General features: G+C 51.4%; 7 protein-coding genes. 2 read left to right on the forward strand and 5 right to left on the reverse strand.

Annotated elements, in window-relative coordinates; all coding sequences use genetic code 11:
- Positions 1–424 precede the first annotated feature (424 nt).
- Both CI603_RS04465 and CI603_RS04470 read left to right on the forward strand, forming a co-directional pair.
- On the forward strand, positions 425–1,228 hold the full coding sequence (locus CI603_RS04465) for a TipAS antibiotic-recognition domain-containing protein (RefSeq protein ID WP_121913203.1): 804 nt from the start codon (positions 425–427) through the stop codon (positions 1,226–1,228).
- An 84-nt stretch (positions 1,229–1,312) separates the two neighbouring features.
- On the forward strand, positions 1,313–1,840 hold the full coding sequence (locus tag CI603_RS04470) for a VOC family protein (protein ID WP_121913204.1): 528 nt from the start codon (positions 1,313–1,315) through the stop codon (positions 1,838–1,840).
- 51 nt (positions 1,841–1,891) lie between these two features.
- Here the strand turns inward: CI603_RS04470 and CI603_RS04475 are convergent, their stop codons facing one another.
- The 5 genes from CI603_RS04475 to CI603_RS04495 all read right to left on the reverse strand — a co-directional run.
- Positions 1,892–2,518, reverse strand: a complete 627-nt coding sequence (locus tag CI603_RS04475) for a response regulator transcription factor (RefSeq protein WP_121913205.1) — start codon at positions 2,516–2,518, stop codon at positions 1,892–1,894.
- Positions 2,515–3,897 carry a sensor histidine kinase gene (locus tag CI603_RS04480; protein WP_147438281.1) on the reverse strand — a complete coding sequence of 461 codons (1,383 nt, stop codon included), beginning with the start codon at positions 3,895–3,897 and terminating at the stop codon, positions 2,515–2,517. The genes CI603_RS04475 and CI603_RS04480 overlap by 4 nt, the downstream gene beginning before the upstream one ends.
- A 97-nt stretch (positions 3,898–3,994) precedes the next feature.
- A complete protein-coding gene (locus tag CI603_RS04485) occupies positions 3,995–5,638 on the reverse strand; it encodes an MFS transporter (RefSeq protein WP_121913207.1) in 1,644 nt (547 codons plus the stop codon).
- 498 nt (positions 5,639–6,136) lie between these two features.
- A complete protein-coding gene (locus tag CI603_RS04490; protein ID WP_121913208.1) occupies positions 6,137–6,541 on the reverse strand; it encodes a superoxide dismutase in 405 nt (134 codons plus the stop codon).
- 35 nt (positions 6,542–6,576) lie between these two features.
- Positions 6,577–7,064: ATP-binding cassette domain-containing protein (locus CI603_RS04495; protein WP_121913209.1), on the reverse strand; the 488-nt coding region annotated here is incomplete at its 5' end.

The raw sequence follows: 7,064 nt of genomic DNA on the forward strand, positions 1-7,064 counted from the left end.
ACCCCCCCCCCGGAGAAAGAATGGCCACTGCTGAATACGTGGTGCCTAAATCGATTCCTACCGCCTGTTTCATTCTTCCCCTTCTGCAATTCCAACAGATAAGCAACAACTTCGTATAGGCAAAGTATATATCCACTTTATGACATAAATCGGCTTTTATTCGTCAACTGGTCACCATTGATTAATTGAAAGCAATATAAACAGCAATTTGTCCGCACCCATCTGCTTTGGGAAGTGGCGAACTTGAAGTATCGTTTGTTCGAGGGGTGAACAGTGAAACATCTCGCTAATCAGCAGAACCACGCGCAAATTCATTAGACCTTTGCATTGCCTTGTCATCATGAGGCTAAGACAGGAGTTGAAAGCTGACTCAGGCTGAATGCCGATTTGACCTTGACATGATGGCAGGGTTTAGGGTCAAGGCATGACACGAGAGAGCAAATCCGACGGAGAAGGCAGCAAGAGCGGCTTGAGCATCGGTCAGATGTCTGAACTTACAGGGGTCAGTAGGAGAATGCTGCGCCACTGGGAAGAGGAAGGACTGATCTATCCCATTCGTGGACTGTCGAATTACCGGCAATATATGCGGGATGACGTCGCACGGCTGGAGCGAATTGTGACCTACAGGGAGATGGGATTCAATGCCAGACAAATCAAGGCATTGCTCGATTGCAAGACACCGCTTGCTTTGGACGAGTTGCAGGGACAGCGCTCGCGAATTGATGAGAAAATCCAGCATCTTAGGAAAGCTGCGGATCGTCTGGGCCGACTCATAGCCTTTGCCGAGGGAAGGTCAGGTAATGATTCAGCTCCTACGAAGATCGATCAGGAGGATCAGTACTTTTCGGAAGCATACGAACGCTGGGGTGCTAGCAGGCAGTGGCTTGAGTATGCGGAGCGAAAAGCTTCCCGCTCCGAACAAGAACAGAAAAAGGACATGACCCGGCTTAAAGACGTGGAAAGTGAGCTTGCACAAGCCAAACGAAAAGGTCTGGCTCCGACATCAGATAAGGTTCTCGAACTGGTTGACGAGCATCGGCAGGCTTTGTCATGGTTCCATGTGACGCCGTCCATGCATGTCATTCTGGGGCGAATGTATGTGGCCGACCCGCGTTTCAGGCGCCATTACGAACAACTGGAACCTGGATTGGCGAAATGGATGCTGGTTGCAATCGAAACTGCAGCGCGTGCAAACGGGATAGATCCGGCAACCGTCAAATGGGAGTGATGCAGTCAGTATCTTCCGTCTACGTATCACGTTTTCTGTTTGACTACCCAATTCAAAACACTTCAACTAAGGAACGAGGTAGCCATGGACAACCATGACCAGCCCAAAGCTACTGCTTATGCAGGTGCAGGCATAAGTCCCGTGCCGGAGCCGGGGAAGGATGCGGAACCGCCGGAGCCTTATAGGGGCATCTATCTCATGCCCATGTTCATGTGCCTGTATAGCGACGATCTAGATGAATCAGAGGTTTTCTGGACGCAGGGATTGGGCTTTATCGATTTATACACCATGCCGGGCATGATGATTCACTTGAGGCGCTGGGCCTTTCAGGATGTGCTGATTCGTAAGAGTGGCCCCAAAGCTGGCAGCCCTGACACGGAAATGGAGTCCATAGGAAGCCTGAGCGTAGCAGTCACCGAAAAGCAGATCGGCAAGATTGTGGATGCATGTGAGCGCCTTCGTCCGGGATCGACATCAGCTCCAGTACGTAAGCCGTGGAACTCGCTTGAAGCTAGGATTCACACTCCAGAAGGCCTGGCCCTTACCCTTACGGCTGCCTTGGCTGTCGATAAAAGGCAGACCGAAGTTTATTTGAACTCGCACGGTCAATGATCGAGGATCAAGCCCTCCTCCCCTGTCATGATTTGATTCTAAGAGCAACGTTTAAATGTCTCTTAGGCCTAGAGTTTCGATGGCTTCCGCTACTGCAGCCGTGCGATCGCTGACCTCCAATTTGGCGAAGATCCGACTGAAGTATGTTTTCACTGTTGACTCGCTGATGTATAAGTGTTCTGCGATTTGCCGATTGGTCATGCCTTTGGCGGCCTCGCGCAGCACACGCGTCTCTTGTTCGGACAGTGCTGGTCTGGTCGCTGGGCGCAGCGCCTTGCTGACTGCTTCCGCGGCGGTCGGATTCAGGACAGTGGACCCTGCAACAGTGTCACGGATAGCTTGGGCCAAGACATGAGGTTCGACGTCTTTCAGCAGATAGCCATTGGCTCCGGCTTCTATGGCCGGCAGAATATCGTGGTCGGAATCATAAGTGGTCAGGATCAATACCTTGGTTTTGGGATAAGAAGCCAGCACTTTCCGGGTGATTTCAGGACCGTTCATATCAGGCATCCGCAGATCGAGTAGCAACAAATCCGGACGTGTTTTCGCTACAGCCTCTATGGCCTGGGCGCCATTACATGCTTCGGCAACCACTTCAAGGTCTGCATGGCGTTTCAGCATGCTGCGTATGCCCTCCCGAACCATGGGGTGGTCGTCGGCCATGACAAGTCGGATCATCTTTCCTCCTTATCTGGTCGAATAGCGTTACTTGGTCTTTCGACAGGAATATTTACAGTTATGGAGGTGCCTTGCCCGGGAACGGAGGTTACCGTACAGCGCCCACCCGCGTCTTGAGCTCGTTTGGCCATATCTCGCAGACCATAGCCATGCCCGGCCTTTTCCATCTCCTGGAAATCCAAGTTTTGAATATCAAAACCACGACCATCATCCTTGATCCGAAGCTGTAACAGTTCCTGCCCTTTCAAAAGCAAGCTCACCTGTACATGCTGGGCATTGGCATGCTTGGAAATATTAGTCAGGGACTCCTGGACTATACGCAGCAGGTTGACCTCGGTCTGCTTGGGCAAGGGCGGCAAGGTTCGTTGAATCCGACACTGTGATTGAAAACCTGTCTTTGCTGCGGTGGCATGCACTGTCCGCTCCAGGGCCGTCTTCAGGTCCCTGCCATCCAGATCAGCCGGTGCCGAATCCGCAATCATTCTTCTGGTGTCATCCAAAGAACCCTTCGACGTGCTGGCGATCATTTCCAAATGCTTCTGAGCTGCAGGTATGTCGTCGATCAGTTCTTCATGAGCTACCCTGGCCAAGGCCAGAATGGAAGTCAAAGACTGGGCGATCGTGTCATGCATTTCGTTGGCCACACGTTCACGCTCGATGGACGCTCCTTCGGCTCTGCTGAGTCTGCGAATCGTCTCTTGTTGAGACTCCATTTTGTCCAGCAGCATTTGATTATGTCCGTTGGTCAAAGCCAGGACATTAAAGGACTTTCCAATCATTGCGGAGAATACCACTACGAGAATCATGAGCATAAGATTGCCGGTTAGATCAGTGCTTAAAAATCTCTTTCCAGCCAAGACCATGCCCAGATAGGCTATATTCAGGACTCCTACCAATCCCAGGGCAGGAAGGTAGGCAAAAGCGATAAAGAGTTGTGGCACGATAAACAGCTGAGCCAGAATAGCGGTACCATCCAACCAGGCGCCCATAGGCAGGCAGACCAGCGTCAGCAGAGCGAAAATCCAACCATATGCTCCTGTTTTGCTTATTGGCTGATCTGCCGTTTGCCGATCAAACCTTTCAGACTTGTCATATACCCTAGGCAGAACCAGGGTCATGAAAAATAGGCAGGGCAATAGGATGAGAAAGCTTGAAACAAGTTTATAGGTCATGGATGCAGTCGAGAAGAAGCAATCGGCTCCTACTACGCAGCCTGCTTCCACAATGAAATACCAGTTCCAGGTGTTATGAAGACGTCGACGCTGGGCATCGGTTCTTGCGGTCGCGTCAAGTTGACCGTCGCCGCAATCACCATTTAGATTCATTGAAAGCTGGTCTTGCTGTTGGTTTTCTCGATTAATTCCCTCAGTGATTTTCACTCATGTCTCCCATGACTTGCACACTTATTCACCCTACTGCCAAAATGCCTGTAGAAATCGTCGGGTTTCCTGTTTCCGAGCCTCGAAACCGGGATCTTCATTGGTTTTTGATTGTCTTACCAGCGAAAATTTGCTTGCCTTTTCGGGGATACAAGAGAGCCAAGGGAATGAACAGCAAGGACAGACAACCCATTGCTAGGAAGACCTTACTGCTGCCGCTGGCATACGAAGCCCTGATCAGAGGCATGATCATATTCCGCATGGATCGGGGCATACTGGCGAATTGTGATTGAGCACCTGCCGAAGTTCCGGATCCAATAGTATCTGCGATGGCTTGCGCTCGGGAAGCACTTACTCCGTACTTGCCCAAGGCCTTATGAATATCCAGGACAAAATAATGGGTGCACAATGGTCCAAGCATTGCCATGCCCAAGGCGCCGCCGAAGTTTTTGAAGGTCTGATTGATGGCAGTGACTTCGCCATAAGAGGCGTTGATGGCCCGATTGACCGCATCAGTGGATGATGGCGAGAACATGAATCCGATCCCTGCACCCGCAACCACCATGGAAAGTGACAGCCAGACGGTATTGGAGGGCAGTCCTTTATCGAGTGAACCGGCTGTAAGCGACATGAGGGAGAAACCCGTTGCGGCTATCAAGCCGGCAGTCAGCAATACCGGTTTCATGCCATGTCTGTTGAAGAGTTGGGCGCCTAACAAGGCGGAAACCAGGAAACCTAAGAAAAAGTAGAGGATGAATAGGCTGGTCATCAATGTTGACCGGTTGAGTGCAAGGAGCCCATAGACGCTGAGGAAGTACATGATGGGTTGGAAGATCACGGCGGCTACCAACATGGCGAGCTGGGAAATGTCGAATGGTGGGTTGCGGAAGATTCTGAGTTTAATGATTGGATTGTCAACGTGCGAATCCCAGAAGCCGAACACCAGGAATAGCACAAGGCTGGCACCAAAACTGGCAATAATGCGCCAATCCGACCAGCCAACGGTGCTGCCCTGTTGAATCGGCACGATCAGAGCTATCATGGCGAGTCCTACGGCCAGGCCGCCAGCCCAATCAATATGCTGACTGCCGTGTTCGGTTGTGGGTGAGTCCTTCGGAATCATCGAGACGATCATGGCGATTGCCGCCAGAGCCAGAGGCAGATTGATAAAGAAGATGTCGCGCCAGGAGTATTGAATCAGCCAAGAGCCCAGAATGGGGCCCAAACATGTCATGGCTCCTGTGATGGCGAAGAACAGAGCCATGTTTCCGGCCCTCCTGTTTTCGGCCGAGTAGGAGAACAGAATACCGATAGCGGCCGGGAACATCATGGCTGAACCAATGCCTTGGAGCGCTCGGGAAAAGATCATCAGCATCAGCGAGAGTGAATTTGCAGGAACAAGTCCGCAACATAAACTGCCCGTTCCAAAAAGGAATGTACCTGAAAGCATGATGCGTTTGTAGCCCGCTAGATCAGACAGATGCCCGCAGATGGGGAAAGTGGCGGCCGCAGCCAGCATGTAGGCGTTGACAATCCACTGTATGCCGCTTGCGGTCAGACCCAGACCTGACTGGACTGCCTGACTCGATAAGGAGACGATTGTCGAATCTATGTTGGTCATAGAGACGGCGACAATAAGTCCAATCATGATCAGGCTGAGTTTTTTGTGATTGATAGGAGGTTGTGAAGTCCCGATCACTGGCAAGGGGTCTTCTTGTCTCTCGACTTCGCGAGTTTGCATACTGTCTCTCTTTCGTGTTTGCGCAACTGGTATCGCCGTAATCGGCTTTGGAGGCGCTACACCATGAGAGTAAAAAGATATTCTCGCTTCTTATGTCATCCCAGTCGCTATATCTATGTCCCCCATTCGGATGACATGTTGACTGCTGTGTCAGAGCTGGGACTAGAAGATCAGCAATGCAACTGTTCGCAGAAATCAGAATGTGTGAGTTATAGGGCTGTCTGGTGCTGAAAAAGTACTGTCTTGCAGTTTATCGAGCGATTCTATAAACCAATTGATGAGCAAATCGATAGTTATGGGAGGCAGATTACCCAGACGACTCTTGAGCAATTGCCTTCTCAACTGGCCCATATTGAACGGGATCCGCCTGACGCTGCGAATGAATAACCTCAACGACAGACGATGCAATGTGAGGATATTCTCCACGCGGTCAACCTGGGTGGCCTGTTGTTATTGTTGCCCACCGTTTAGCCACTTTTTGGGCTCTGTAAAACTGGTTTATTTTGGGACGTCACAGACCGAGAAGGCGAAACTCATCAGAGTTCCTACTGACTTACTCTTGTCTGATTTTAGTGTCTCAATGCTTTTGAGATGCTCATTGTCTTGTACCTGGTTCAGTGCGTACTGTTCACCATCTGAGGTGGTAAAGCGGAGGATGGGGTCTCCCTGCTTGCTGAGCTTGCATGACACGGTGCCCTCATCAACCTTCAAAGGCCAGGTGTGACGCAGATCTTCTTTGGAAATGGTTTGCGGGTTACTGGTAGCTGCAACCTTATTGCTCCCATCAGTGGAATATTCTTCAGGGTGCCTCATGCCATCAGTGCAGCCGACAACCCCTATTGTCAGCATGATTGTGGCGCATATAAGGAAAAGGGTCCTAAGGCTCTGCTTGGTTCGTTTCATAATTATCGACGTTCTTTCATACTTGGAGATGGTTTCTAGCGCTCGCTGGCCAAAGCCATATATCCGTCCTCAAGGTTGGGCGCAGTTTCTACAGAGCCTGCCGGCGGTGTATCGGTAACTATGCGGTATCTTGTCCCCTGTGGGGTGGGTTCCGCGTTGATGATTGTGGCATTTTCCGGTGGGGCCACGATGGGGGGCGTGACCCAGGTGTGACCGGCAGCTTCATGGATCAGCCCCTCAGTCGGCCCGTCATACTGGTTGCGTCCGCAACGTAATACACACACCCAAAGGCAGGTTTGTGCAACATCATCGAGTATGTGGGTGGAGAGGATAACGGTTCGATCCTGTCCCAGTTGGGCAAGGAGTGTGCGGAACCGCATGCGCTCTTCGGGATCCAACCCCGCTGTGGGCTCGTCGACTACCAGCAGCTGGGGGTCGCCCATAAGGGCCTGTGCGATGCCAACCCTGCGTTTCATACCCCCGGATAGCCCCCCGATAGGTTGGTTCATTACATCCTCTAGTC

The sequence above is a fragment of the Bifidobacterium sp. wkB338 genome, assembly GCF_003688325.1.
Classification (GTDB): domain Bacteria; phylum Actinomycetota; class Actinomycetes; order Actinomycetales; family Bifidobacteriaceae; genus Bombiscardovia; species Bombiscardovia polysaccharolytica.

Excerpts from the sequence above, each read along its gene's own strand:
- CI603_RS04490 (WP_121913208.1), bottom strand. The coding sequence starts at position 6,541 with ATGAAACGAACCAAGCAGAGCCTTAGGACCCTTTTCCTTATATGCGCC.
- CI603_RS04475 (WP_121913205.1), bottom strand. The coding sequence starts at position 2,518 with ATGATCCGACTTGTCATGGCCGACGACCACCCCATGGTTCGGGAGGGC.
- CI603_RS04465 (WP_121913203.1), top strand. The coding sequence starts at position 425 with ATGACACGAGAGAGCAAATCCGACGGAGAAGGCAGCAAGAGCGGCTTG.
- CI603_RS04470 (WP_121913204.1), top strand. The coding sequence starts at position 1,313 with ATGGACAACCATGACCAGCCCAAAGCTACTGCTTATGCAGGTGCAGGC.
- CI603_RS04485 (WP_121913207.1), bottom strand. The coding sequence starts at position 5,638 with ATGCAAACTCGCGAAGTCGAGAGACAAGAAGACCCCTTGCCAGTGATC.